Origin of the sequence: Parageobacillus toebii NBRC 107807 (assembly GCF_003688615.2) — a bacterium.
Classification (GTDB): Bacteria; Bacillota; Bacilli; order Bacillales; family Anoxybacillaceae; genus Parageobacillus_B; species Parageobacillus_B toebii.
On record NZ_CP049703.1, the window covers coordinates 1,246,919 to 1,272,746 of the forward strand.

Annotated in this window: 22 protein-coding genes and 1 riboswitch; of the genes, 17 read left to right on the forward strand and 5 right to left on the reverse strand. The window is 43.8% G+C overall.

Annotated elements, in window-relative coordinates; genetic code table 11:
- Window positions 1-9: 9 nt before the first annotated feature.
- On the forward strand, window positions 10-1,590 hold the full coding sequence (locus DER53_RS06405) for a SagB family peptide dehydrogenase (RefSeq protein WP_062754940.1): 1,581 nt from the start codon (window positions 10-12) through the stop codon (window positions 1,588-1,590).
- Between the two features lie 170 nt (window positions 1,591-1,760).
- Here DER53_RS06405 and DER53_RS06410 read toward each other — a convergent pair whose 3' ends face one another.
- Both DER53_RS06410 and DER53_RS06415 read right to left on the reverse strand, forming a co-directional pair.
- A complete protein-coding gene (locus tag DER53_RS06410) occupies window positions 1,761-1,856 on the reverse strand; it encodes a YjcZ family sporulation protein (protein ID WP_073967986.1) in 96 nt (31 codons plus the stop codon).
- A gap of 229 nt (window positions 1,857-2,085) precedes the next feature.
- On the reverse strand, window positions 2,086-3,138 hold the full coding sequence (locus DER53_RS06415) for a 2,3-butanediol dehydrogenase (protein ID WP_062754938.1): 1,053 nt from the start codon (window positions 3,136-3,138) through the stop codon (window positions 2,086-2,088).
- A 242-nt stretch (window positions 3,139-3,380) separates the two neighbouring features.
- Here DER53_RS06415 and mutT point away from each other — a divergent pair, with 242 nt between their 5' ends.
- A complete protein-coding gene (mutT, locus tag DER53_RS06420; protein ID WP_121910031.1) occupies window positions 3,381-3,791 on the forward strand; it encodes an 8-oxo-dGTP diphosphatase MutT in 411 nt (136 codons plus the stop codon).
- 33 nt (window positions 3,792-3,824) lie between these two features.
- Here mutT and DER53_RS06425 read toward each other — a convergent pair whose 3' ends face one another.
- Both DER53_RS06425 and DER53_RS06430 read right to left on the reverse strand, forming a co-directional pair.
- Window positions 3,825-6,986, reverse strand: coding sequence for a DUF3427 domain-containing protein (locus DER53_RS06425; protein ID WP_062754936.1), 3,162 nt, complete (start codon window positions 6,984-6,986; stop codon window positions 3,825-3,827).
- Between the two features lie 458 nt (window positions 6,987-7,444).
- Window positions 7,445-8,728, reverse strand: coding sequence for a Gfo/Idh/MocA family protein (locus DER53_RS06430; protein WP_062754934.1), 1,284 nt, complete (start codon window positions 8,726-8,728; stop codon window positions 7,445-7,447).
- A 380-nt stretch (window positions 8,729-9,108) separates the two neighbouring features.
- On the opposite strand from DER53_RS06430, the gene DER53_RS06435 reads away from it, so the two are divergent.
- From DER53_RS06435 to DER53_RS06450, 4 genes are read left to right on the forward strand one after another with little or no spacing between them, the layout of a single operon-like run.
- Window positions 9,109-10,152 carry a nucleotidyltransferase family protein gene (locus DER53_RS06435; protein WP_062679318.1) on the forward strand — a complete coding sequence of 348 codons (1,044 nt, stop codon included), beginning with the start codon at window positions 9,109-9,111 and terminating at the stop codon, window positions 10,150-10,152.
- The gene (locus DER53_RS06440; RefSeq protein ID WP_062754932.1) at window positions 10,149-11,366 is read left to right on the forward strand and encodes a glycosyltransferase family 4 protein; all 1,218 of its coding nucleotides are present in this window, start codon (window positions 10,149-10,151) and stop codon (window positions 11,364-11,366) included. The genes DER53_RS06435 and DER53_RS06440 overlap by 4 nt, the downstream gene beginning before the upstream one ends.
- Window positions 11,347-12,483 carry a glycosyl transferase gene (locus tag DER53_RS06445; RefSeq protein WP_121910032.1) on the forward strand — a complete coding sequence of 379 codons (1,137 nt, stop codon included), beginning with the start codon at window positions 11,347-11,349 and terminating at the stop codon, window positions 12,481-12,483. Before DER53_RS06440 ends, DER53_RS06445 begins: the two co-directional genes overlap by 20 nt.
- Window positions 12,434-13,858, forward strand: a complete 1,425-nt coding sequence (locus tag DER53_RS06450; RefSeq protein ID WP_062754930.1) for a phosphomannomutase/phosphoglucomutase — start codon at window positions 12,434-12,436, stop codon at window positions 13,856-13,858. The genes DER53_RS06445 and DER53_RS06450 overlap by 50 nt, the downstream gene beginning before the upstream one ends.
- A 376-nt stretch (window positions 13,859-14,234) precedes the next feature.
- On the opposite strand, the gene DER53_RS06455 is transcribed toward DER53_RS06450, so the two are convergent.
- Entirely contained in the window at window positions 14,235-14,903 is a 669-nt protein-coding gene (locus tag DER53_RS06455) for an exosporium glycoprotein BclB-related protein (protein WP_062754928.1), read from the reverse strand.
- A gap of 488 nt (window positions 14,904-15,391) precedes the next feature.
- On the opposite strand from DER53_RS06455, the gene DER53_RS06460 reads away from it, so the two are divergent.
- The 11 genes from DER53_RS06460 to DER53_RS06510 all read left to right on the forward strand — a co-directional run bounded on the left by DER53_RS06460 (window position 15,392) and on the right by DER53_RS06510 (window position 25,739).
- Window positions 15,392-15,754, forward strand: coding sequence for a DUF3147 family protein (locus tag DER53_RS06460; RefSeq protein ID WP_174525698.1), 363 nt, complete (start codon window positions 15,392-15,394; stop codon window positions 15,752-15,754).
- A 14-nt stretch (window positions 15,755-15,768) separates the two neighbouring features.
- Window positions 15,769-16,152 (forward strand): DUF3147 family protein, encoded by a 384-nt coding sequence (locus DER53_RS06465; RefSeq protein WP_062754926.1) that lies wholly within the window; start codon window positions 15,769-15,771, stop codon window positions 16,150-16,152.
- Window positions 16,153-16,503: 351 nt separating this feature from the next.
- The gene (locus DER53_RS06470) at window positions 16,504-18,174 is read left to right on the forward strand and encodes a response regulator transcription factor (protein WP_062754925.1); all 1,671 of its coding nucleotides are present in this window, start codon (window positions 16,504-16,506) and stop codon (window positions 18,172-18,174) included.
- A 280-nt stretch (window positions 18,175-18,454) separates the two neighbouring features.
- Entirely contained in the window at window positions 18,455-18,856 is a 402-nt protein-coding gene (locus DER53_RS06475; protein ID WP_062754923.1) for an ATP-binding protein, read from the forward strand.
- 21 nt (window positions 18,857-18,877) lie between these two features.
- Complete coding sequence (locus DER53_RS06480; protein WP_062754922.1) at window positions 18,878-19,222, forward strand: STAS domain-containing protein; 345 nt, start codon at window positions 18,878-18,880, stop codon at window positions 19,220-19,222.
- Window positions 19,212-20,741 (forward strand): SpoIIE family protein phosphatase, encoded by a 1,530-nt coding sequence (locus DER53_RS06485; protein ID WP_062754920.1) that lies wholly within the window; start codon window positions 19,212-19,214, stop codon window positions 20,739-20,741. Before DER53_RS06480 ends, DER53_RS06485 begins: the two co-directional genes overlap by 11 nt.
- Window positions 20,742-20,896: 155 nt before the next feature.
- On the forward strand, window positions 20,897-21,304 hold the full coding sequence (locus tag DER53_RS06490; RefSeq protein ID WP_062754918.1) for an RDD family protein: 408 nt from the start codon (window positions 20,897-20,899) through the stop codon (window positions 21,302-21,304).
- 133 nt (window positions 21,305-21,437) lie between these two features.
- Window positions 21,438-21,863, forward strand: a complete 426-nt coding sequence (locus tag DER53_RS06495) for a DUF2935 domain-containing protein (protein ID WP_062679323.1) — start codon at window positions 21,438-21,440, stop codon at window positions 21,861-21,863.
- 190 nt (window positions 21,864-22,053) lie between these two features.
- Window positions 22,054-23,307: a methyl-accepting chemotaxis protein gene (locus DER53_RS06500; protein WP_062754916.1), complete on the forward strand. Its 1,254-nt coding sequence runs from the start codon at window positions 22,054-22,056 to the stop codon at window positions 23,305-23,307.
- Between the two features lie 63 nt (window positions 23,308-23,370).
- Window positions 23,371-23,485: riboswitch (TPP riboswitch) on the forward strand.
- Between the two features lie 369 nt (window positions 23,486-23,854).
- Complete coding sequence (gene thiC, locus DER53_RS06505) at window positions 23,855-25,576, forward strand: phosphomethylpyrimidine synthase ThiC (RefSeq protein WP_062754914.1); 1,722 nt, start codon at window positions 23,855-23,857, stop codon at window positions 25,574-25,576.
- A complete protein-coding gene (locus DER53_RS06510) occupies window positions 25,554-25,739 on the forward strand; it encodes a hypothetical protein (RefSeq protein ID WP_012749112.1) in 186 nt (61 codons plus the stop codon). Before thiC ends, DER53_RS06510 begins: the two co-directional genes overlap by 23 nt.
- The last annotated feature ends 89 nt before the right edge of the window (window positions 25,740-25,828 follow it).

The window sequence follows — 25,828 nt, forward strand, 5'->3', positions numbered from 1 at the left end:
GGTAGTAGGATGGAGCTAGAGACATTTTTACACCATCTTCATTTTGACATCGATAAGATTATGCCGCCAAATTGGGAGGTAGATTGGGAAGATGCGCCGCTTGCGTATAAGCTGTACCGTAACTTGCCAGTGATTCCGCTTTCTCCAGAAGTGCCGTTAACACTCGAGGGAAGAGAAGCGTCTGGAAAGCTCGGCCTAGAAGAAATAGGTCATTTTCTCTGGTACGTTTTCGGCCTTACTCAATTTTCTCAGCTAGCCTTTTCCATGGGTTCGATGGAACAAGCGGTAAACCTAATGCATTTGTACCGGCGGTTTGTTCCCTCGGGAGGGGCGTTGTATCCAAATGAATTATACGTGTATTTGAAAATAAGGGATATTCCGGATGGAGTGTACCATTACGATGTGGCGCACCATCGCTTGGTGTTGTTGCGGGAAGGCAATTTCGATTCCTATCTAACTAGGGCGCTGGGCAATCGCTGTGACGTATCGGCTTGTTTCGGTGTTGTTTTTGTATCGACAATGTTTTGGAAGAATTTCTTTAAATACAATAATTTTGCTTACCGTCTGCAAGGGCTGGATGCTGGCGTGCTAATCGGACAGCTGTTGGAAGCGGCGAAACGGTTCGGCTTCGCATCGGCAGTGTATTTCCAATTTCTTGACAGGGCCGTCAACCATCTGCTTGGACTGTCCGAACAGGAGGAGAGTGTGTATGCGGTTATTCCATTATCTTCGGAGTCTTCCATCACTTGGTTTGATAACGATAATAACTCAAAAGAAAGTGCCTCTGCCACTGAATTGTGCAGAGAATTGCCAGAAGTTCAGCATCATTACTATATTCGATCACGGAGGATTATTGACTATCCGATGCTGAGAAAAATGAATGAGGCATCGATGTTGGAATCGCCGCGATCATTTCGGCAGATTAAGGGAGATAAGAGAGATGCCTGTGGGATGCAAGCAGTAGTTCTGCCTTGTGTGAAGCGGTTATCGTATGATCTGGCGTCAGTCTGTCAGAAGCGGCATTCACCAGATATGGATTTTGTTTTGGGAAAGGTAAGCCAAGAACAATTGGCAGCTTTGCTAAAAGAGGCGACGCTTTCTTTCTCGTATCGAAATGATTTGGATGGAGAACACGAGAAGCCGCCGTCCCGTGTCTCCCTGTATGGCTGTTTTTATAACGTTGAAGGCGTTCCAGATGGAGCTTACTACTATGACAGTGCTGCTCATGCGCTAGGTCGGATACGTTCCGGAGATTATCGACACTACCTGCAATACGGAATGTCAATGGACAATGTAAATCTATTCCAAGTACCGCTCTGTCTACATGTGATAGGAGACAGGGATCACCTCCAAATGGCATTAGGGTACAGAGGATATCGCATTCAACAGATGGAGGCGGGGATGCTCGTGCAACGACTGCTCTTGGTGGCGTCTGCCATGGGGATGGGTGGGCACCCGCTTCTCGGATTTGATGTAAACTTATGCGATAAACTTTACAAGATCGATTCGCAAGGGAAAACAAGCTTAATCCAAATCCCGATCGGACCCTATCGTCCCCGCGCCTGGTTAAAAGGGAGTTTGCGCAGCTAGAAGAGACAAGAGTACCGCTTTGGTTTTGTTATAAGCAGACATATGATAATTAACAGATATTTATGAGTTTTTGGATTAGGGAGAGAAACAAAAGAGTAATTGGGTTGCCTTGAATAAAAAAGGACAGATCTATACGACCCGTCCTGTAAAACTTTTCAGCCGATTCTAGATTAGTAACGACCAAAAAAACAACTGCACCCAACAATAATTAAAAGGATAAACAGCACCACAATTAAAGCAAAGTTGGATCGAAAGCCACCTGACATTTAGTACACCTCCTGCTTTACATAGGATAGTACATCCTATGCAAAACATAGCGAGTCTGTATAAGACAAACATTTAATTTGGAGGAATTAATACAGATAATGAAAAAAACGCAATTCGATGTTTTGGCAAATATGCTCAAGAAACAAAAATGAATCCGACTTGACTTCTGAAACAAAAAAGGGATTAATCCATCATGGACTAATCCCTGAAGTGATTTTTTAGCTGTCTTTATTCTGGTTTGACCAGAATTTTCACTTGGTTTTTTTCTTTGATGAGCGTTTCAAATCCTTCTGTTACAATATCATCTAGCTTAATTCGTTTCGTAACGAGCTTTTCAGCTTGGAAGTAGCCTCGTTTCATCAATTCCATTACAGCAGGGAAAATATCGCGGTATGCAATAACTCCCTTTACATTTCTTTCTTTTAATACGATATTATTCGGCTGAAGGTTTGCTTCTTTTTCCCATATACTAACGATAATCGTTTCTCCTTCGAATGTAGTGCTGTCAATAGCTTGTTGTAAAACAGCCGGTACTCCTGTTACTTCAAACGCAACATCGACACCGCCATCGGTCAATTCGCGGATTTTTTGAACCGGATCTTCTTCTTTTGGATTGATGACAGATGTGGCGCCAAGTTCTTTCGCTTTTTGCAGACGTTCTTTGGAAACTTCTACTGCATAAATTTCTGACGCGCCAGCTGCTTTTAATGCTTCAATAACAAGAAGGCCTATAGGACCTGTTCCAAAGACAGCCGCTTTATCACCAGGTTTGATTTTGCTTGATCGAACAGCGTGCAAAGCTACGGCCGCTGGTTCCACCAGTGCTCCTTGTTCAAAAGAAAGGCCCTCAGGCATTTTGTGAACCATATATTCATCAACCACGGTATATTCAGAGAATCCGCCGCCTCCTCCGGATAAACCGTGGAATCCTAAATGTTCGCAAAGATTGTATTTTCCTTTTTTGCAAGCTGAGCATTCTCCACAGCGAAGAATAGGTTCAACAACGACAGGATCTCCAACCTTGACTTTCGTAACTCCTTCCCCGACTTCAACGACTCGTCCAGAAAATTCGTGACCCATGATAATAGGAGCCACATCTTTACTGACGGGATGAGGATCTTTCACAGGAACAAAAATTGGACCAGCCGCGTATTCGTGTAAATCGCTTCCGCAGATTCCTGCCCATTCGACTTTAATTTTTACTTTTCCTTTTCCTGCTTTAGGTTCTTCCACTTCTTCTACTCGAATGTCTCTAGCGTTATGCCATCTTGCTGCTTTCATAGAGATATCCCCTCTCCATTCTATATTCATTATTATTATATCATTAAAATTTATATTATTTTTTCTAATAGAAAAAAATTCGAAAATATTTCAAAAATAAGAGATGATCTTTGTCTTTGTTTGAGTGTGATTTGTCCTTTTCAAATCATTATGCTCCTGTCACTACCCAATTTTTGTTTTTGCATAATCTAATTGTTTGCTAAAATAAACTAGAAAATACCATGAAAAAGGGGCGGGTTGTGATGAAGAAAACAGTTCGTGTGGTTGGTGCGGTCATTTATAATGAACAAAATGAGATTTTGTGCGCGCTACACTCTCCGGAAATGTCACTTCCGAATCTATGGGAGTTTCCAGGTGGAAAGATCGAAGAAGGAGAAAATCCTGAAGAGACATTAGTAAGAGAAATTCGTGAAGAATTAGGATGCACGATTGAAGTGTATGAAAAAATTGAAGAAGTACATCATGAATATCCGAATGTGATTGTTAATTTGCTTACATATAAAGCAAAAATCATTGAAGGAGAGCCAAACGCAAAAGAGCATGCGGAATTAAAATGGATGCCGCTTCAAGAATTACACTCTCTTGAATGGGCACCCGCTGATATTCCAACCGTACAAGCTTTATTAAAAGGGGGCTGTCCCTCATCACCTTAATGTTTTAACACAGTGGGGGAAGCCCCCATGTTGTTAACGAATCAGGTCAATGTATAAGTCTTCTGGTACGGGGTGATGCAGCCGCCATTTAATGTTCATTGGCTTATCGCCATAACTGGATACATAGTCTACCTCACCAAGATACATAAATGGCAAGGTCATCCCGTGCATTTGATCAAACTTGCGCACAAACAAATGAATATGAATGCCTCTTTCTTTGTGATAAATATAATTTTGCCCGACAGAAGACTCGTGGGACGTTTGATTTTGACTTTGCCAATGAAAATGCTGCTGATCGATAAAGTAATCCTTATATTGCAAATGCTCTTCTACTTTTTCTGATTTGTTCAAGTTTACGAACAAGAAATAATGGTTGCCTACTCGGCTTACTCCTTCTCTCCAAGAACCTTCTTTTACTCCTGCTTCAAATAAGAAGATTAGGTCATTTCTCGTGTAATTTTGATAAAGAACAAGCTTTTCGCCTTTTGCGAGAAATCTTTCTGGATGATACGTTCGTCTAAATTCAATAATTCCATAATCAATTCGATCCTTTAAGTATTGATAAAACTCTGGATCTTCTGTTACCGCAAGAATATCATCATTCAATACAAATTTGTCATCAACGACTTTGCCAAACGACCATTTTTGTTTTTTATATGGGGTTGCTAGTCGGGCCATTGACTGCCTAATAAGCGTTTGATGTTTTTCTAAGTCAATTTTTGTTGCAAATCTCTTTTCTAACTGTTTGACGACATCTGCATACGAAACATTTTTTTGTAAAAAGGCTAATTCTAAAATAATGAAATCGTAAGGCCACTTTATTGGAAACTGGTTTTCGAGCCGTTCTACTATTTCACTCATTAACTGGTGGCCCAAAATTTTTCTATCTAATTCATTTACATCATTCATTTTTTCTTTTGTTTTTATCCATGATTGATATTTATAAATGAAAAACGTCAGGCTTGGCGATTGTTCATAATATAAGAAATCCAGGATTTCTGGAGCTCGTCCAAGTTCATTTTTAAATTGCTGATACAGAGACTTCAGCATGTCCGTTGAATTCATTTTGATCGAATCAATACGATCTAAAATTTCTTTTTGCGTAATTGGATCTAAATCAACGTAAGAACCAGCCGGCAAATCGGCAAATTCATGTGTGACCGCGACTCGGAGCGAATCTTTGTCAAAGGCTTTATGATTTAGTTGCCCTGATAAAGCGAGCGGCACGACGAACGACTTTTGGTAGTTGCCAATGAAATCTAGTATTGTGACAAATTCTTTTCCCTCTACTTTCCGTAATCCTCTTCCAAGCTGCTGGATAAAAACAGTAGAAGATTCCGTTGGTCTAAGGAAAAGAATTAAATTTAACTTTGGAATATCGATTCCCTCGTTAAAAATATTGACAGTAAAAATTAACTCTAAAGGATGGTTTTCATCTTCTAGCTGTTTAATGACTTTTTCTCGATAATCGATGCTGTGCTCACCGGTTAAATAGGTTGTATGATATCCACGTTTGTTAAATTCCTCACTCATATATTTCGCGTGTTCAATGTTTGTGCAAAATCCTAGCCCGATCATCCGGTCACCGTGGTAGCCGTAGGTCTTAATCATTTCGATAATAAAATCTGTCCGTTCATTGGTTTTTAATGCTTTTACAAGAGCATCTTCATCAAAGAAGCCATTTTTAAGAGGGATTTTACTGTAGTCAACGGTATGGTCTGATACACCGAAATAGTGAAACGGTGCTAGTAAATTGGCCTCTAGTGCTTCTCTCAAGCGAATTTCGTAGACAATGTTATGGTCACAAAGCGCTAAAACATCTCGTCCATCCATTCGTTCCGGCGTAGCGGTCAAGCCTAGTAAAAACTTCGGTTGAAAATAGTCGATCACTTTTCGATACGTCGGTGCTTCGGCATGATGAAATTCATCGATAATTATATAGTCAAATTCGTCTCGCTTAAATCGTTTTAAAATCTCGTCTTTATGCAGGGATTGGACCGTGCTGAACAGATAAGGTTTATCAAATTCTTTGACCGTTCCAGTAATTTTTCCGAAAATTTCTTTCTTCGGGATCACTTGCTGAAATGTCTTAATCGCATTATCTAAAAGCTCTTCCCGATGAGCGATAAAGAGAAGTTTTTTCGGATTAAATGCTTTCACATCAAATGCGGACAAGTACGTTTTTCCCGTTCCAGTTGCCGCTATGATGACGCCTTTGTTATTGCCATTTTTTCTTGTATGTTGAAGATTTCTTAATGCTTTTTCCTGCATGGCATTTGGTTTAATGCTGTGTTTGGTTTGATAGTGTTCTTTTGTTTCGGCTGCTATCATTTCTTTTTTCCTGAAGTTTTCGAGCTTTCGTTTTGCTTCAATAAATTCACTGTAATAACGAATAAACTCGCTATCAAGCGTAACTGCTTCTTCGCTGTTCCAGATTTGATCAAATATCCATTTTGTTTGTTCATAAATAGGCAGAAAACTCGTATCAGGGAGTTTAACGTTCAACTCATGCCCATTAATTAAAGCGGAATGAGAAAGATTGGAAGAGCCGATAATGACCGTATTCAATCCTGAATTTCTATGAAACATATACGCTTTTGTATGAAATGATTCTGTTTGCGTATCGATCATCTTGACTTGAACGTTGGAAAATTGCATGAGTTTTTTGAGCGCTTTGACTTCTGTAATTCCTAAGTAGGTAGAGGTAATAATGCGAACCGGTATGTTTCGTTTTTCAAGCTCTAATAGCGGCCGGATGATGAGCTGTAATCCCGACATACGAATAAAACTGACCATAAAATCAACAGAGTCGGCCGTCAACATTTCATATTTAAGAGTTTTAAAAAAGTTTTTCATTGAGTGTTTCTCATTATGCAACAAGTTCAATCTTGATAAAAACAAATCTTCAATAACAGGTAATTCCCTGTTGGAATAGTTATATGTAATCATCGAAAGCGGTAAAGAAAATTCTTGTTGATGATCGGATGCTAAATTGGAAATGTGTTCTGTCAGCTGGATAATCTCATCAAAACGATTTTCGTCGGCAAGGCGCTTAAATTTATCTCCAAGCTGCTTTGCTGCATGAAGAATAAGGACTTCTATATATTCTTTTGGAGAAAGACGTTGAATGATATTTGATTCGGGATATGTTTTATTTGCGAGATATAGTTCTTCAAAGAAACCTTTCTTTTCCAAGTTGCTCACCTGAAAATTTATTTTTTTCTATTATTTTAGCAAATTAAGTTTGTTAATGTTATTATTTGTTATCTATTTTCTATTAAGATGGATGAAGGGATCTTTTCTTTTGATTTGTGCCTGTCTTAGTTTTCTGTATTGTATTGGCGAAAGGGAGGCGACGTGGATGCCGGATAAATTAGCGGGCAGTTGTTATTTTTGGAAGAATGGTTACTCTTAATCCCTGTTGTGCATCATTGGTCAAATATATAGATTTTCTTTTACTTCATAGATGATATTCGGCTCAGTGGCATAGGTGAGAAAGGTTCACGACGATAGGGTAGTTTTGATTTCCAACGACAGAACTATAAAAATTTGAAACCGCCAACCAGGCGTTTCCCTGGTTGGCGGTTTTTTTTCGTACGCCCAACAGATGGAATTATTTAATGATGTCCAGAAAGGAGATGGTTGGGTGCGAATCAAGGTGAAAGCGGTCTCGTCTGATTGGATGAAAAGTCCCGACTCAAGCCTTCCTGCCAAGCTTCCGAAACCGTGCAAGCTTCGGCGAGGGCTAGGTCGGATGCGGCGTCGTCGGGCGTTACCAGTCCGCTCCAGTTCGGGTCTTGGATCATCCGGCAAAAGTCTAGGAAGCGGGCTTGAGCCATCGCCTCATACCATCCTTGTCGATCAACTAATGATAACGTCCGCCGATACGGTAGGCGGGAAACGGAAGAAGAGGATGTACGATCGGACGACGGGAACCGCGATGCGGCCCATGTCCGTACCTGTTCGCCAGCGTTTGCCGCAGGTTGCGTAGGTATGGTGTCGAGAAGAGCGTCGATTAGTTCTGCCTGTTCTGCTGTGAGTACGCCCTCGACGTACAGACGTTGAGGAATCCAGCCTTCGAGCACAATCCGCCCTTGGGCACAGTGGACTTCCCATTGTGTCGATTCGGGAGCGTCCGCCTCCATTGTGAATCCGTGGTAGTACTGAACCGGTACGTACTCGTTCGGAGATTCGGCGCCTGCCTCTTCTGTAGGCAATTGCGCTTTCTGTACATGGCCCTGACGTGTGCAGCTGCGGTGAATCACACTCGCCCACACGCGCGACTGCTCGCCGTTTGCTTCGGTTGCGGCAAAACCGCGCGCATCCACAGGTTCGCCAAACCAGTGGCGACCGACTTCGAAGAAGTGAACCCCATGTTCGATGAAGATGCCTCCACTCAATTCGCGGTTCCAGAACCAATGCCCAGATGTGACGCGGTGTGCGGCGTTGTGGAGACTGGCGTGGTGCGCACGACCCAATAGATGGTGACGGAGCATCCATTCGACCGCTTCCACCAACGGGTTGTAGCGCAAGACCAGATTGACGGCGAACGCTCGCCGTTGTTTCGCTGCGAGCTGGGCATTGCTTTTCAGCGCCGCTGAAGTCAGCGCCCCTGGTTTTTCCAGCAACAGATGCTTTCCTTTCGTCAACGCAAGTTCGCCGAGCGGTGCGTGGAGGTGAGGCGGTGTTGTCAGGATCACCACGTCGATGTCCGGATCGTGGATAAGCTCGGACGCTTCCCGATATTCGCGCGGGGGAGCGGCATCGGATCGATGGTGGCGATAGGCGTCCAGCACGCGCTGGCGCTTTTCGTCAGTACGGCCAGCAACGGCTGTCAACTGAAATTCCGGCAACGGAGCAAGAGCGCCGGCCAAGAACTCAGCAAAAGCGCCTGCGCCGGCAATTCCTACGCGATATGGTGGGAGCGGATAAGGCATGGCATCTTTACCTCCTTCATCTCGTATGAATCCTTATTATCTTATATTATGTCAACAATTGTATTATACCGAAAAGACAGCTTTTGGCGCTCCTGTTTTGCGTTCTTCTTAGCACAGAGGGACGCAAAGTCCCAAATCCTCAGGCTTTCTCTTTAGCAGCATGGAGATCGCTGAGCAAACTCAATGTGGTCCAACCAAAAGTACGAGCGTTTTACTTGCCATCACAGGGGATATTATGTATACTAATTATTAGCAACCGGTGATATTGAGTGCTAACAATCAACCTCTCATCTTTCATTTTTTCATTCATCCATCTGTTTCGGTCTTCATAGTAATTTAGTAAACCCTATGAATTTCGAAACTAATGGAGGGATGGCAAAATGAAAGCATTGCTGCTAGCTGGAGGTTTGGGCACACGTCTACGTCCGCTAACTGAAAACCTACCGAAACCAATGGCACCCATTGCAAATCGCCCATGGTTGGAACACCTCATCACTCATCTGCGTGAACAAGGCGTCGATCAGTTTGTCATAGCCGCTCACCACTGCTCAGATGTGATTCGTCGTTACTTCGGCGACGGACGGCGCTGGGGAGTGAAGATTGAGTATGCTCTCGAACCGTTTCCGATGGGGACGGCAGGAGCCATCAAAAACGCGGAGCGACTACTCGATGAGCGGTTCTTGGTTTTCAACGCCGACATCGTCCACTTGCCACAGTTGATTCCTCTTCTTGAGTTTCACCGCCAGCACGGTGGAATTGCCACCATTGCACTGACAGAAGTAGATGATCCTTCTTCATACGGAGTAGTTGAACAGGATGATACCGGACGGATCTTGCGTTTTATTGAGAAACCGCGCCCTGAAGAGGCACCGTCAAATCGAATCAACGCCGGCTTGTACATCCTCGAACCGGAGGTTATGCGTTATATTCCGGCGCAACGCGAGGTCTCGATTGAACGCGAAACGTTCCCGCGTTTGATTCAGGAAAACGCTGGCGTCTACGGTATGGTAAGCAGTGGCTACTGGCGCGACATGGGAACTCCGGCACGTTATCGCCAAGTCCATTGGGATGCGCTCGACCGACGTTTTCCTCTTTCCATGCAAGGGCGTCAGGTTCAGCCTGGTGTTTGGACAGGGGAAGGCGTCGAATTAGGTTCCGGCGTCCTCTTGGTGCCACCGGTATTAATTGGAAATAATGTGAAAGTAGGCGACCAAGCGGTGATTGGTCCATACGCGGTGATTGGTGATAACTGCTACATCGGTGCTCGCGTGCATTGTTCGAACTCCATCCTTTGGGATCGTTCAGTCGTGCGCGATGGTAGCCGTCTCAGCAACAGCATTTTCGGGTATCGGACCGTGGCGCCTGCCGGCGAGGAGTTCAAAAATTCCATTATCAACCAACCTCAAGAGGTGATGCAGGCATGAAGCGGATCGCATACGTCAGCACATATCCACCGCGTCGTTGCGGCATTGCCACGTTCACCGAGCATCTTCTTGAGAGCGTGAGCGCCGCCGGCAAACGACGAGATGTCGATCCGGTGATTGTGCTCTATAACGAAAGCGATGACGATTCAGTGTACCGGAACAATCCGAAGTTTTGGCCGCTGGCAGCACAGGACCGAGCGGCTTACACGCGAATGGCGGAACGGGTTAATCTTAGCGATGTCTCAGTAGTGGTCTTGCAGCACGAGTTCGGTATTTTCGGAGGCGAAGCGGGTGAATACATACTGGACTTCGTCCGAGCCCTGAAAAAGCCGCTTGTCACGACGTTTCATACCATCTTTGCTGATCCTCAACCGCCTTATCGCCGTATTCAGCAAGAAATTGCCGATGCGAGCGACGCTATCGTGGTTATGAATCGTCAGGCGATTTCGTACCTGACACGAGCGTTTAACTTGCCGGAGAGTAAAATCTTCTACATTCCGCACGGTTCACCAAAGCCGCTCAGTGAGGAACGGGATCGCCTTCGCCGCCGCTTGGGCTTCGAAGGACGCAAGGTTATGTTCACTTTTGGATTGCTCAATCGCGGCAAGGGCATCGAGTCAGTGATCTCCGCCTTGCCGGGAGTCGTTCGCGAAGTGCCGGAGACGCTATATGTCATCGCCGGACAGACACACCCTGAAGTGAAAAAACGCGAAGGGGAAGCGTACCGCGAGGAGCTTCAGGAGATGATCCGTCGCCTCGGACTGGAGGAGAACGTACGAATGATCGACCGCTATTTTAGCGAGGAGGAACTCATCGCCTATTTGACGGCGTGTGATCTTTACGTCACTCCGTATCCGGGGATGCAGCAAATTACCAGCGGCACCTTGGCCTATGCGGTTGGCGTGGGCCGTCCGGTTCTCTCGACTCCATATGAACATGCCCGCGACCTGTTGCGCGGATGCGAGGAACTGTTGCTGCCGTACGGCGACACTGAAGCTTGGGAGCGGCAGTTGCGGCGGCTGTTGGCCGATGATGCGGCTTTGCGGCAGTGGGAAGAGCGGATTCGGAAGATTGGTGAAACGACGCACTGGCCTCGTGTAGGCGAGCAACACCTGCAGCTGTTTGCAAAGCTCTGCAGTGGAACGGACGGTGATGAAAAAGCCAAAGAGCGATTGGAAGGAGAGGTGAATCCCGTTGCCTCTGTCAGTCGTTAAGTTCGATCATTTAGAACGCATGACTGACGACACGGGGCTGCTTGAGCATAGCTTGGGGCGCATCCCGCGCCGACGCGAGGGATACTCAACCGATGACAATGCGCGTGCCATCTGGGTGTGCATGGAGTGGCTTGATTTACTTGGAGACGATGAGTCCAAGGAGCAAAACAGGCTATATCGGCTGTTGGATCGATACTTGGCCTTCTTGCTCTGGGCGCAGAGGGAGGACGGCTGGTTCCAGAATAACTTTCATTTTGACCGGACGCCGGAATCAGAATCACGCTCAGACGACTGCCTAGGCCGATCACTCTGGGCTGCGGCAGTGGCGTACGTAAATCTCGATGATGAGGCCCGGAGATGTGTGGCCGCCGAGATCCTGGGCCGGGCGCTTTCGGCCAGCCGCGGGTTGCGGTTTTTGCGCGGTCAGGCATGGGCTCTTGCGACTTGTTGTCTGCTATTGTCTAAGCGGAGAGACGGTTTGGATTTGCCTTCTGGTGTGACCGAGGCTGATCTCATCAATCTGGCGGACGTATTCGAGCGGAGTTTGCTCGACGCTTACCACATGAACAGAACGGATGACTGGCGTTGGTATGAGCCGCAAATCACCTACGCCAATGGGCTGTTGCCGTGGGCGTTGTTTGTGGCCTATCGGTATCGCGGCCGCGTCGAGACGCTGCAGGTAGCTAAAGAAAGCCTCGACTTCCTGCTGGATAAGATGAGCGGCCAGGGAGGCGTCATCCGTCCTATCGGCAATCGCGGTTGGTGCAGCCGCAACGGACGCGCTGACTGGGATCAGCAACCCGTTGATGTGATGAAACTGGCCTTGGCCGCCCGCGAGGCCTATCGGGTATTGGGAGACGACACGTACCGAGAAGTCGTTCGCCGCTGCCGCGATTGGTTTTATGGCGATAACGACCTCGGTGTTCCCCTCGCCGATCTGAGCGATGGGAGCTGCTGTGACGGCCTAAATTCGGATGGGCCGAATCCGAATCGAGGGGCTGAGTCGACACTTTCCTATTTATTGACGGAAGCTATGGCAAATTCCTTGCAATTGGAGGTGGCTTTCAATGAGTCTTTCGATGGAACAACGATCCGTTCTACCGAAGCACGTGTTTAAAGAGTACGATATTCGCGGACGCGCAGGAGAGGAGCTCGACGAGAATTTTGCCTATTTGTTAGGATTGGCGTTTGCGGAAATGGTACGGCAAGCCGGTGAGGAGAAAGTGGTGGTTGGCCACGACAACCGCATCTCTTCACCTGCATTACACCGTGCGCTGATTGCGGGGCTTAGCCAGGCGTCGTGTCGGGTGATTGACATCGGTCAGGTGACGACCCCGATGTTCTACTACAGCCTCGAGTACACTAATGTGCCGTGCGGCATGATCATCACCGCAAGCCACAATCCAGGCGACGAAAACGGTTTTAAGATTGCAATGAATAAGACTACCATTTATGGCGAGCGCATTCAGGAATTGCGGCGGACGATGGAGCGGATTCTCCACTCACAAGGGATCAACCGCATCGACACGTGGAAGGAAGGATATGTGGAGACGCTTGACATCGAACCAGCCTATCTGAAAATGCTGCAAGACAAGATCCAGCTGGGATCGCGCAAGCTCAAGGTAGTGGTCGATTGCGGCAACGGGACCCCTTCGGCGATTGCGCCGAAAGCCTTGGAGGCATGGGGCTGCGAGGTCATACCTTTGTATTGCGAATCCGACCCGACATTCCCTAATCACCATCCAGATCCGGTAGTGCCGGAGAATCTGAAGGATTTAATTGACGTGGTGCGACGGGAAAAGGCGGATCTCGGTGTGGCATTCGATGGCGACGGTGACCGATTGGGCGTCGTCGACGAGGAAGGAAACATCCTCTGGGGCGACCAATTGATGATTTTATTCTGGCGTGAGATTCTCCGTCGCTATCCAGGGGCCGAAGCGCCGGTTGAGGTCAAGTGTTCACAGGCGTTGGTCGAGGAAATCGAACGGCTTGGCGGCAAACCGTTCTTCCATCGCACTGGCCATTCACATATTAAGGCAACACTGCGCAGCCGGCCAGAGATTCCGTTTGCAGGCGAAATGTCCGGACATCTGTTCTTCAATGACGAGTTCTACGGCTATGATGACGCCTTGTACGCGGCGGGGCGGTTGTTGCGTATACTCTCCAATGATGACCGCAAGCTGTCGCAGCTATTTGCCGACGTCCCACGGTATCATGCCACTCCGGAGACGCGCGTGCCTTGTCCGGAAGAGCAGAAGGCGGAAGCCATCGCCGCGGTCAAACAGCGGTTTGCAAGCAGTCATGAGGTCGTGGACGTGGACGGCGCCCGCATTCAGTTCAAGGATGGTTGGGGATTGGTGCGTCCATCGAATACGCAGCCTATCCTTGTTCTGCGCGCCGAAGCCAAGTCGCCGGAGACATTGGCCGATATCAAACAGCAGCTGGCTGACGTACTCAGCAAGCCGCCGCTTAACTTGACTATTCCATGGTGATGTGGGGCACGATTGAAATCGGATCACCGATTATCGGCGCTGGCCCGAACAGCGTAGACTGTTCGGGACGGTGCCGTTTTCCTTTTTTGGCAGTTATGTCGTGTCACTTATTGACCATAAAAAGTGAAAGAAATATACTGATTAACGATGTGGTGATGAAACAGCCGCAGGAGAAAGAGCTAGCGGAGGAAATATAGGTGGTGGACGCAGATTTTAAATCATTGCGGGCTCTACACAGTGGATCGCGGATAGGGATCATGAAAGAAAAGAAAAAGTTCACGAGGAGCGTGAACTTTTTCCTTTTTCAACACTTTGGAGAGGCATCCTTATTATGAGGATGTCTCCCTTTTGTGTCGACTAGGTCATGGGCTATTTATTAACTGATTCCAATACCTGCACTTGCAAAACCTGTAAGGGCGCCGATATTAATTAGAGTAGATCCAGATGTCCTTAAAGAAAAAACCAGTAATAGTTTATCACCCGCAGCTACTGGAAGTGACGCCGCAGCAGTATTAGCAGCAGTATTGCCAACGGAAACTATAGGGCCGAAGTTTGGTGCTAAATCTACAAAAACGCCTGTTGGAGTAAAGGAGTTGCTTAGTGCAGATGCCCTCCATAATTCTGCTCTGACTGTTCCAGCTGTAGCTAAAGTTACACCTACTGTAGCGCTAAAGAATGCAGATATGGATGTGACTGTTCCGGCACGAGGAACCACAAATGCGAAGTCAGGAATGTTTATGGCGGCGGTGCCTAGATTTAGTGTTCCTGCACTAAGGTCAACAGTTGGCGCAGAACTTCCGAATCCAAGGATAGATCCAGTACTAACTACTACACCTAAAACATCAGTTGTAGACAGTGCAACAGGAGTTAGTCCAGATGCATACGGAATAATAGCACCAGCCCCTGGAGGTCCTGGAGGTCCTGGAGGTCCCGGAGGTCCTTGCGTTGCAGGTCCATTCACTGTCACTACTTGCCCATTAATACAACCACATCTTATCTTTGGCTTATGGTGATCTTTACATTTTTCTTCCCAATCTTTTGACATATGTTTCACCTCTTTTAATTAAGATTCGATATTAATATATGAGCAGGATAATAAGTTTGATTAGACAAGTTGTAGGTTAAGTGTTTGTATTTCCAAAATTAGGCTATTGAATATTCGGAGATGAGATAGCCAAAAGGAGGCATTCCCTCTTTCTCTTGTAGATTTTTTCAGTTCAGAATGTTCATTGATGTTCCAGCTAGCCATGCTGTTTTTGAATGTTTGCATTTACGTTGTTCATATGATGATTAAATCGATTTACTATAAAAATATTTGCCGCCATGGTTGGGAGTAAGAAAAAAAATAAGTTTTATTCAAACATTTGTCACAAATTTGGAAGTGTAAGCGTTACAAGAAAAAAATTAAATAAAAGTTCACAAGCGTTTGTTTTATTATCGTTTACAATATATACGTGAAAATAATCACAAATAAATATATAAAAATAATATTTATCTCACTAGATTGGTCACCAAAGAAAGGATGAATCTATCTTGGAGTCATTATCGATTAGTGGAATAGTCATTCGATTTTTATTAGGGGGAAGCGCGGTTGTCGCTTCTACCATTATCTCAAGAAAATTAGGATCAAAAATGGGAGGAATTTTTGCTGCCTTTCCCGCTGTATTTTTAGCAGCATTACTGACACTTCGGCTCGATGCAAAGGGCAGTGAATTAGTGGAAAAGTCGATTGTTCTATCCCAAGGAGCCGTTGTTGGGATGTTCATCAATATTATGTGTGCAATAGGGGCCGTTTACTTTTGTACTAAGCAAGGTTGGAAACGTGGACTTACACAATCAATAGCTGGATGGTTTCTCATTTCCATCATTTTTGCTGTCATTTCAGGATATTTTTAATTAAAGGTGATTGTATGGATAGACGTGATTTATTTTTCCGTTTTTTATTCGGAGGATCAGCTGTTGTGTTAAGTTATGTAACGGCAAAACTATTACCATGGAAAGTTATCGGGGGAATTTTTGCCGCATTTCCAGCCGTTATGGTTGTTGCTGTGATGATGGTTGGCATGAAGAAAGGTTCTAAAGATGCAGCGAAAACTGCACAAGGATCTGTTTATGGGATGATTGGTGGTTTCATTTGTGTGTTAACGGTTTTATTTTCTCTACAACTTACACAAAATTGGTGGGGAAGTTTTATCTCTGGTTTGATTACATGGTTTGCAAGTTCGTTATTCCTTGTATACATGCGAGATCATAAAAAAGAAAATAGAGCATCAAATATCAAATTGGAACATTGATAAAGAGATGGCAGACCGAAAAACAATGGAGCCATGAGTAACGAATACAGAAGCCTGGCATGATACGAACGTGCCGGGCCTTTTATATGTTATGAAAGATTGAATTAATAGAATCGTAAACAATAGATGGAAAATGGTAGAGGTTGTTTGCCTGTTAACTGATGGTTTTGATCCATCGGCATTTCAAGACTAAAAGATTATTAAGAGATCGACTTATGATATTGAACATATGAAAATAGGACTATATAGTTGAATTATCTATCCTTATTTTCCTAAACTTGACTTCGCTTTACTTATACGTAAATAATAGATAAGGATGACAATATTACAAGTAAGTGAGTTGAGGAGGAATTGAATATTAAAGATTTTTTGCAGCATGTTCAAGATGCATATGCAGCACTCACGGAGTTAAGCATTATTATGCTTGATTTACAGCATCAACCTGTTACAAAAGTCTCAAATATAACGGAATTAGCGGAGCTTGTACTTTTTTCTCCAGATAAGCCGTTTCCTCCTTCATGTTTTCCGAATGACTATACCGAATGGCAACGTCCGATGGTTGTTCAGACAGGGTATTGGGGAGTAAAGGCAATTGTCGCACCTGTACTAGTGGAACAAAAAGTCGAGTATTGGATTTGGGCAGGTGCGTTTATTGAAGAAGAGACAAAACCGATGATCAAGGAGCAGTGTTTTCGTTTCCCTGACTCACAAATATGGCTTCAAGCCATTGAACAAACAAAAGAGCAAACGATATCGTCGGTGGAAAAAAAGTTAAATGATATTGAAAAAATGGCAACAATATGTGGCGAGTTTATTAGCAATAATAGACAAAAACAACATTACGAACAGTACTTCTATTTATTAGATACGGCAGTGGATCGTGCGCAACAGTTTTCTTTACATATGGACGATTTTTTACATATGTTTCAAAAGATAGACTCTGATATAGATTTTTCATTGTATATAAAACGGCAAAATCGCGAATGGGTTGTTGCACACGCTGTGGGAGAAAAGGCAGAACAGCTTTGGAATCAGCAGATAAAGACCGCTTTTCCTCCACTATCAAACTCCCTATTTCATTCGCACAATGTTGTTTGTGTTGAAAATGCCGCGCTTGACCCACGTTTTGCTTTTTTCGTGAAAAATGGAATAAAACCGAGTACTGTTGTGATATATCCGATTTTGCACAACGATGAAGTAGAAGGATGGATTGTGATCGGCAGTCAAACAAAACGTTCATTACCGAAAGAGGCAGTCCAAATCGGCGCTATTCTCATGAAATATTGGCAATTACATTCCAAATATGAATTAGCTTACATAAAAATGGATCGACATTTCATGAGATTATCGATGTTAATAGAAATTGGCCGGGCAATGAATGTTGTAAAAGATACCGATGAAATTATACGGATGATGACGGATTTTGTTGCGGAACTGGCGTACGGTGATTTCGCATTTACAGTGTTAGCCGATCATAAAAGGAAAGTAAAGGTTCATTGTGGCGCCATTTCAGAACAACAAGTAACAGAATATTATGAAGATGTTTGCCAACGCTACTTTTCTACTGAAAAAAGACTGCTAGAAAATATACCGAAGCTGCGTGAAACAAAGTTTGGGACTGTAATGGAAATTTCATTTTCGGTTCATGAACATGTGCACGGCGTGATGGCTGTTCATTTGAAAGATATCGAGGCTGCAAAAGAAGCGGAAGTATATGTTGCGGCATTAATAGGGATCGGCACAATGGTCATGAAGCAAAATACTTATCAGACGTCAAAGCAAGAATTGAATATCGATATGCTATCGGAACGCTTAACGACCCGGGAGATGGATGTGTTAAACTTATTAGTCCAAGGATGCAGCAACCGCGAAATTGCGGATCGATTATTTATTAGCATTCATACGGTGAAAAACCATATTACAAATATTTTTCAAAAAATAGGGGTAAACGACCGTTCTCAGCTAATTGCTCTTGTATATCAGTTAAACAATCGTAAAGTTATCAATGAGGAACATCATTAGACAAAATTATGGATCGATGATGTTCCTTTTTTATTTTCTGCTTGTTTAACATGGAAATGTTTTGGTATATAGGAAATAGGAAGCAAAATAAATTTGTATTATAATCATCAATAGTATATAAGAACTAGGTATTTAGTTATAATAAACATATAGAAGCGAACATAGTGCAATGTTGCTGTGTTGTTATAAAGATGCTCATCCCCTATGAATAGAAAGTGTTATCGTACTTACAAAAGTACTATTTAGCACACATATTATAGAAGAAATAGGGGGAATATTGATGGAAAGTATAAGTATAAGGAGAAATATCACAGTAATGGCAGATTCTGATATTATGAAAGCGATGGATATAACCGAGCAAATCGCAAGTGAAATGGGATTTTTGCCACGTGATTGTCTCTTTCTTCGATTAGCAACGGAGGAAGCGTGTACGAACGCGTATGAATATTGTCAAAAAACAAACCAGCTGCCTTTTGAAGTATTTTGGAAATGTGGAAAAGAGAATTTGATTATTGGTGTAAAGCAACATGGAAAGAAATTTGACATTACAAGAAAGGATGAGGTCAACAAAGGCTTACGTGGCAGGGGATTGCAGCTTATCACTCATATTGTAGACGATGTTTATATTGAACAAAAAGGGAATAACGTATTGTTTTATATGTGTAAATATAAAGCTCATTGACGACTGTTGGAGGAACGGAATATGGGTGCACAGCATGAACTAATTGATGTTTTCGTATGGAATGAAGATATTACTTTGAACAATACCGAACAATTTCGAAAAGCGATGGCTAAGTTTATTCAAAATCCAGCTGAGTATCTCATATTAAATATGGAACAAGTGAAATATATTAATAGCGCTGGTCTTGGCATTATTGCCAATAGTGTCATGACGGCAAGAAAGCAGCAAAAAGAGCTGGTGATCGCAGGGGTTCGAGATTCGCTTCAAGAAATTTTCCATATTGTTAAGTTTGCTTCGTTTATTAAACTTTTCGATACGGAAAAAGATGCGATTAATTTTTTTATGGAGAATGGGTATGATTCATAAGCATTTGCAAAAAATCAGGAAAGACAAAAATGTTTCGTTAAAAGAATTATTGGAACTTCTTGACGAATGGAACACACTCTATAATAAAGCGGACCAAGTTTATTGGCTAGCCAACTTAGCGGAAAGGCGGGTTATTTTTGTTTCTCCGTCTTGCGAGAAGATTTACGGAATACAGCCTGAAGCCTTTTATCAAGATGTAGAGCTATGGAAAAAAGTTATTCACCCGGAAGATCGAGAAAAGATAGAGAAAAAGCAATCTGCTCTTTGGAAGGGAAGCTGTCTTGAACATGAATATCGCATTATTCATCAACAGGATGGGACGGTTCGTTGGGTTTTGGATCAAACGTTTCCCGCATTTGATGAAAATGGAAAGCTAGTAATGTTAAGTGGAGTGATTACGGATATTACGGAGATAAAAAAAATGAATGAAAAGCTTTTACTAGCGGAAAAAGTGTGCGAACATGTACAGCAGGCTATATTGATTACAGATGAAAATGGAGTTATTCAATTTATTAATCCCGCTTTTACAGAAATTACGGGGTACGGGTCAGAAGCAATCGGTTTATCATTAGACTTTTTGTATTCTGGTTACTACAATGAACATTTTTATCAAACCATTAAGAAAACTGTCGCTGAAAAAGGACAGTGGAGAGGGAGTCTGCGTGGGCGCCGGAAAAATGGGGAAGTGTATGCTCAACAGACGACGATTACAGCGATTCATGATAAAGAAGGGCGTCTGATTTTTTATCTTTTTCTATTTTCAGATATGATCAAAAACGAAAAGACCGCAACAAGCTTAAAAGATGATTTAAAGTTAGCGCAGGAAGTGCAAAAACGTGTATTGAGCAAGCCGCTTAAAACGGAAGCGATTGATATATATGGTATGTATGTCCCTTCAGGAGAATTAGGGGGAGATATGTACGCATGGTATCGGATTGATAGCGACCGATACGGGATCTTTTTGATGGATGTGATGGGGAACGGAGTAGCTGCTTCACTCATTTGTATGTCCGTTCGTTCATTATTAAATGGGGTTATTCGAAAATGCATTTATCCGCAAGAAGTATTTCATGAGTTAAATAAACATATGCAGTTGTTGTACCATGAAGATGGGCCAATGAATACGTATTATTTTACTGCCGTTTATGCGATGGTAAACACAAAAGAAAAGTTCATTGAATATGCTTCGGCAGGTCATCCTCCTGGCTTTTTATTTCATCCAAACGGTTTAGTCGAGGAGCTGGACCAAGGATGTGCCCCGATCGGGTTATTATCGTATCTCCATGTGGAAACGGGAAAACTAAATTACGCTCCAGGAGCAACGTTAGTGCTGTACTCGGATGGAGTAGTCGAAGGGGCCCATGGTTCTGTTAGAACCAATATCGAAATGTTCCGGGAAAAACTAAAACCATATATTCATTTAGACAACAAAAATATGATAGTACATATAAATAAAATGTTTAAGGAAGAGTATCCGTTTCTCGATGATATTTCTGTCGTTGTGGCGAAATTGCATTAAATTGAACTGTTTTTCAAAGTTCGATAATGAAAAAATAATGTCATGCATTGTCAATAAAGAGATAAACCGGTATGATAAATAATAATCTTCCATGAATCGGATGCAATGGTGATGAATACATTGTAGTGATGAAGGGAAAGAAAGGGGATTGTATCATGGTGAGGAATCCAGCGGGATTTTGGAAACGGTTAGCGGCTGGCTTATTAGACGGTCTTATTGTCGGTTTGCCGCTAGTGCTTATCGGCTACCTTATTACGGGAAGCTGGGAGGAGAATTGGTTCACTACGGCAGCAAACATCGTTTACGGTCTAGTTGTACCGGCGGTTTGGTCTGGATATACAGTGGGGAAAAAGTTGTTGGGCATTCGCATCGCAAAAGTAAATGGCGAAAAAGTCGGAATCGGGACGATGTTTTTACGGTCCGTTGTCGGCGGACTTGTTTATGGGTTAACGCTTGGCATCGCTCTCATTATTAGCGCCATTATGGTGGCAGCGCGCGAAGATAAACGTTCTATTCATGATTTTATTGCCGGAACGTATGTGACGACAGAGAAACCAGCATAATTGGATATTGATCATAAAGAACGGGTGTCTAAGAAGGGGATGCCCGTTTTTTATGGTGAATTACAGGAACACTTGTTTGTGTATTCATACTTTTTCATTTTCCCCCATATCATGCAATATGGGGGGGATGTTCATGCAATTTTACTATGGCCAGCAAATGCCGCTGCGTATTTTAGACGAAGCGGAATTTTGGAAACATCAAGAAGAGGAGCATACGGTCGTTATTCGGGAGCTTGTTAGCGGTTTAGAGCCGGCTTATGTCGAAGCGTTGAAAAAATGGGAAGAGGCGCTTTCTGCAACACATCAGCAAGTAGTGCGTTTTATTGAATCGGTCGTTCGCGCAGGATATTACGTTCCTTATCAGCTTTACCAGCAAGTGTTGCAGCTAGTGTCTCATTGTTTGCAGCAAAGTCTTGATTTTATTAAGCTGTGTCAACAAATAAAAACGGAAAGCAAAGCAGTGAGCAAAAATCCAACGGCAAAAGTAGTGCTGAACCATATTATTCGTGAGTCAGAATATTTTATTGGCATCGCACAATTGTTATTATATGGAAAGTAAGGAAAATGCCTATTCGTTTCGGATAGGCATTTTATGTGTTTGAAAAAGAGCAGAGTAAGTAGTAATGAAAAAGGGTAACGGTTTGTTTTATGTTTTGTAATATTATACTAGAAATATAAAAAAGAGGTGAATATATCCGATATAATTAATAGTAAGATTCTTTAATATTAGAAAAAAGGTGGGAAAAAGGTTGACGCTGCATAGTTATATTTTACGCACGATGTTCATTGTCATACCTGGCACCGTTCTCATCGGCCTTGGTGTATGTATGGCGAATGGCATTAGCGGCGCGGCGTTTTGGTGGACGCTTGTTGCGACTATATTATTTGGGGCTGTAGTCGGAGTCGTTTCTGCGATATTAAACTATCGTCGATTTATTGCCCCGATCGCTATTATCAATCAGCATTTAGATAAGATGACCAATGGAGATTTATCGGCGCGTGTTCCTATGGATGAAGTGAGACAGTTAAAACCGATTGCCGTTTCGCTCAATAAAATGGCCCAAGCGTGGCAAGAAGTCATCGCCAACGTTCAACGCCATTCCGATGAGATGACGCAATTTTCCGGACAGTTAACCGCCATTGCGGAACAGACGACGAAAGCAACGGAGCAAATTGCGTCAACAATGGAGATAATTGCCTCAAGTTCGGAACAGCAAGTGAAAACGGCGCAAGAAACATCGTCAGCGATGAACGATATCTCCGATACGCTTATGCAAGTGGCTGCGAATACGAAGTGCGTGTCTACGAACGTAAATGAAACATCGGCAAAAGCGCAATCGGGAAAACAGTCGATTTCGCAAATGGAAGAGCAGATGCAGTTTATTTATGACCATGTCCAATCACTTGGACAAGTTATTAAAGCGCTTGGAGAGCGTTCGAATGAAATCGGCCAGATTACGCAGGTGATTACAGGAATTGCTTCGCAAACGAATTTACTTGCCTTAAATGCGGCGATTGAGGCGGCAAGAGCTGGAGAACAAGGAAAAGGGTTCGCCGTTGTGGCGGATGAAGTTCGCAAATTGGCGGAACAGTCTGCTCAATCCGCACAGCAAATTTCGCAGCTGATCGGCTATATCCAAGAAGAAACGGAAAAAGCGATCGAATCGATGGAAACCGTAGTTAGCGAAGTATCGCAAGGGCTTGATGTTGTGCAAACGGCTGGACAGTCGTTTGAACAAATCCGCCAATCCATCGGCGAAGTCAATGCCCAAATCGAACAAGTATCCACAGCGATCGAGCAAATGACAGAAAACGTGCAACGGGTGGCCGCTTCCATTGGACATATGACGGAGATTGTGGAACAAACTTCTTCTGGATCAGCGAATGTTTCGGCGGCAACACAAGAACAAATGGCATCGATGGAGGAAATTGCTTCATCGGCATCATCGTTAAGCAAAATGGCAGAAAATATGCAAACAATGTTAAAACGGTTCACCGTATAAGGAAGCGTATTTACATTGCTTTATAAGTATGTTAATATTAAGAAAAATTAAATAAGTTTGTCGCTTATCTACTAGGGGAGTCCAATAGCTTGGACTGAGAAAAGAACGCGCTTAAGTTCTTTGACCCTTTGAACCTGATCTGGGTTATACCAGCGTAGGGAAGTAGATAGCGGGAGTGTATGCGTTTGTTGCGTACATTTCGCTATTTGCGTTCCGTCGGGTTCTCTTAGAGAACCCGATTTTTATTTCCGCATATATTCTCCTATCTCTGCCCCGCGTTTTGGTGTAACTTCAGGTCCTCACTATTATTTTAAGGAGGTGTAGACCTGGTTACTAAAATCGTTGTCGTGTACTGACCGATGGAAGGAATGGTGCACGACAGATGCCGTCGCTGACAAGCGATCCACGGGGTGTCTTTCACAGCGGGTGAATGACAAGGGGAATTCCCTTCTGATGGAACTCAGGTGTTTCCTGAGCGGCAAGCTGTTTTGCTGGTTCCATCGCGATGAGTCGATTTTTATAGATTTTAGTAACTAGGAGGAGTTACATGCAAAACATCAAATCTTTTATGCAATTTCCTGCGAGTAAAAAGGTGTATGTCGAAGGTTCAAGACCGGATATTCGTGTTCCGATGAGAGAAATTACGTTAAGTCCAACAAAGACAGAAACAGGAATCATCGAAAATGAACCTGTTCGTGTTTATGACACAAGCGGTCCTTACACCGATCCTGATTTTCAGCCGGACATTCAAAAAGGATTGCCGCCGCTAAGAAAACGCTGGATTTTAGAAAGGGGCGACGTTGAAGAATACGAGGGGCGTCCAGTGAAACCGGAAGATAACGGATTCCGTAATGGGAAGCAATCAGAGATTACTCTGCCTTTCGAGAGAAAACCGCTGCGCGCAAAAAAAGGAAAAACTGTGACACAAATGCATTACGCAAAACGAGGGATTATTACGCCGGAGATGGAATTTGTTGCGATTCGCGAAAATATAGATCCGGAAATCGTGCGTCAAGAAGTTGCCGCAGGCAGAGCGATTATTCCTTCGAATATTAACCATCCGGAAAGTGAACCGATGATTATTGGGAGTCGTTTTCATGTAAAAATTAATGCGAATATTGGCAATTCCGCAGTCATATCATCCATTGAAGAAGAAGTCGAAAAAATGCTTTGGGCGGTGCGCTGGGGAGCAGACACGATTATGGACTTATCGACGGGAAAACACATTCATGCGACACGAGAATATATTATTCGCAATTCCCCTGTGCCTGTCGGGACGGTTCCGATTTATCAAGCGCTCGAAAAAGTGAACGGCGTCGTCGAAGACTTAACGTGGGAAATTTACCGTGATACGCTCATCGAACAAGCGGAACAAGGAGTGGACTATTTTACGATTCACGCGGGGGTGCTGCTTCGCTACATACCGATGACCGTAAACCGAACAACTGGCATTGTTTCGCGCGGCGGCTCGATTATGGCGCAATGGTGTTTAGCCCACCATGAAGAAAACTTCTTATACACGCATTTTGAAGAAATATGCGAGATTTTGAAAACGTACGATATTGCAGTATCGCTTGGAGACGGGCTGCGCCCAGGCTCGATTGCCGATGCGAATGACGAAGCGCAGTTTGCTGAATTGGAGACGCTCGGAGAATTAACAGAAATCGCGTGGAAACATGATGTGCAAGTGATGATTGAAGGACCAGGGCATGTGCCGATGCATAAAATTAAAGAAAATGTCGATAAGCAAATCGAAATTTGCAAAGGTGCGCCATTTTACACATTAGGACCGCTTACGACCGATATCGCGCCGGGATATGACCACATTACATCCGCGATCGGAGCGGCGATCATCGGCGCGTACGGAACGGCGATGCTTTGTTACGTGACGCCGAAAGAGCATTTAGGGCTGCCGAATAAAGATGATGTGCGCGAAGGAGTGATCGCTTATAAAATCGCAGCACACGCGGCCGATTTAGCCAAAGGGCACCCGGGAGCGCAACGGCGGGATGACGCGTTATCAAAAGCGCGTTTTGAGTTTCGTTGGAACGATCAGTTCAACCTTTCGCTTGATCCAGATCGCGCTCGGGAATATCATGATGAAACATTGCCGGCGGAAGGGGCGAAAGTCGCGCACTTTTGTTCGATGTGCGGGCCGAAGTTTTGCTCGATGAAAATTTCACATGAGCTACAAAAAACGGTGAGGGAAGAAGGGATGAAACAAAAAGCGAAGGAGTTTGTCGAAAATGGCTCATCTCTCTATCGATGATGTTCAAGAATTGCAAAAGGAAATTGCCGAATTGAAGGAGAAAATTCTTAAATTGGAACAACAAATTGCCCATATTCAAAAAAATTGCCAGCATTCATTTTTTGAGACACCGTTTATGCGAAAATGTGTCAAATGCCATTATATAGAGATTTTATATTATTAAGGGGATTGTCAAATATATAGCTAATTCATCTCCCGTTTTGCAGGACGGAAATCGGGAAATGAATTAGCCTTTTTATTTTTGTTTTTAGT

What these genes read in the sequence shown, in the direction of transcription:
- DER53_RS06405 (WP_062754940.1), top strand. Translation starts at nt 10, where the DNA reads ATGGAGCTAGAGACATTTTTACACCATCTTCATTTTGACATCGATAAG.
- DER53_RS06410 (WP_073967986.1), bottom strand. Translation starts at nt 1,856, where the DNA reads ATGTCAGGTGGCTTTCGATCCAACTTTGCTTTAATTGTGGTGCTGTTT.
- DER53_RS06415 (WP_062754938.1), bottom strand. Translation starts at nt 3,138, where the DNA reads ATGAAAGCAGCAAGATGGCATAACGCTAGAGACATTCGAGTAGAAGAA.
- mutT (WP_121910031.1), top strand. Translation starts at nt 3,381, where the DNA reads ATGAAGAAAACAGTTCGTGTGGTTGGTGCGGTCATTTATAATGAACAA.
- DER53_RS06430 (WP_062754934.1), bottom strand. Translation starts at nt 8,728, where the DNA reads ATGCCTTATCCGCTCCCACCATATCGCGTAGGAATTGCCGGCGCAGGC.
- DER53_RS06435 (WP_062679318.1), top strand. Translation starts at nt 9,109, where the DNA reads ATGAAAGCATTGCTGCTAGCTGGAGGTTTGGGCACACGTCTACGTCCG.
- DER53_RS06440 (WP_062754932.1), top strand. Translation starts at nt 10,149, where the DNA reads ATGAAGCGGATCGCATACGTCAGCACATATCCACCGCGTCGTTGCGGC.
- DER53_RS06450 (WP_062754930.1), top strand. Translation starts at nt 12,434, where the DNA reads ATGAGTCTTTCGATGGAACAACGATCCGTTCTACCGAAGCACGTGTTT.
- DER53_RS06455 (WP_062754928.1), bottom strand. Translation starts at nt 14,903, where the DNA reads ATGTCAAAAGATTGGGAAGAAAAATGTAAAGATCACCATAAGCCAAAG.
- DER53_RS06465 (WP_062754926.1), top strand. Translation starts at nt 15,769, where the DNA reads ATGGATAGACGTGATTTATTTTTCCGTTTTTTATTCGGAGGATCAGCT.
- DER53_RS06475 (WP_062754923.1), top strand. Translation starts at nt 18,455, where the DNA reads ATGGAAAGTATAAGTATAAGGAGAAATATCACAGTAATGGCAGATTCT.
- DER53_RS06480 (WP_062754922.1), top strand. Translation starts at nt 18,878, where the DNA reads ATGGGTGCACAGCATGAACTAATTGATGTTTTCGTATGGAATGAAGAT.
- DER53_RS06485 (WP_062754920.1), top strand. Translation starts at nt 19,212, where the DNA reads ATGATTCATAAGCATTTGCAAAAAATCAGGAAAGACAAAAATGTTTCG.
- DER53_RS06490 (WP_062754918.1), top strand. Translation starts at nt 20,897, where the DNA reads ATGGTGAGGAATCCAGCGGGATTTTGGAAACGGTTAGCGGCTGGCTTA.
- DER53_RS06495 (WP_062679323.1), top strand. Translation starts at nt 21,438, where the DNA reads ATGCAATTTTACTATGGCCAGCAAATGCCGCTGCGTATTTTAGACGAA.
- thiC (WP_062754914.1), top strand. Translation starts at nt 23,855, where the DNA reads ATGCAAAACATCAAATCTTTTATGCAATTTCCTGCGAGTAAAAAGGTG.
- DER53_RS06510 (WP_012749112.1), top strand. Translation starts at nt 25,554, where the DNA reads ATGGCTCATCTCTCTATCGATGATGTTCAAGAATTGCAAAAGGAAATT.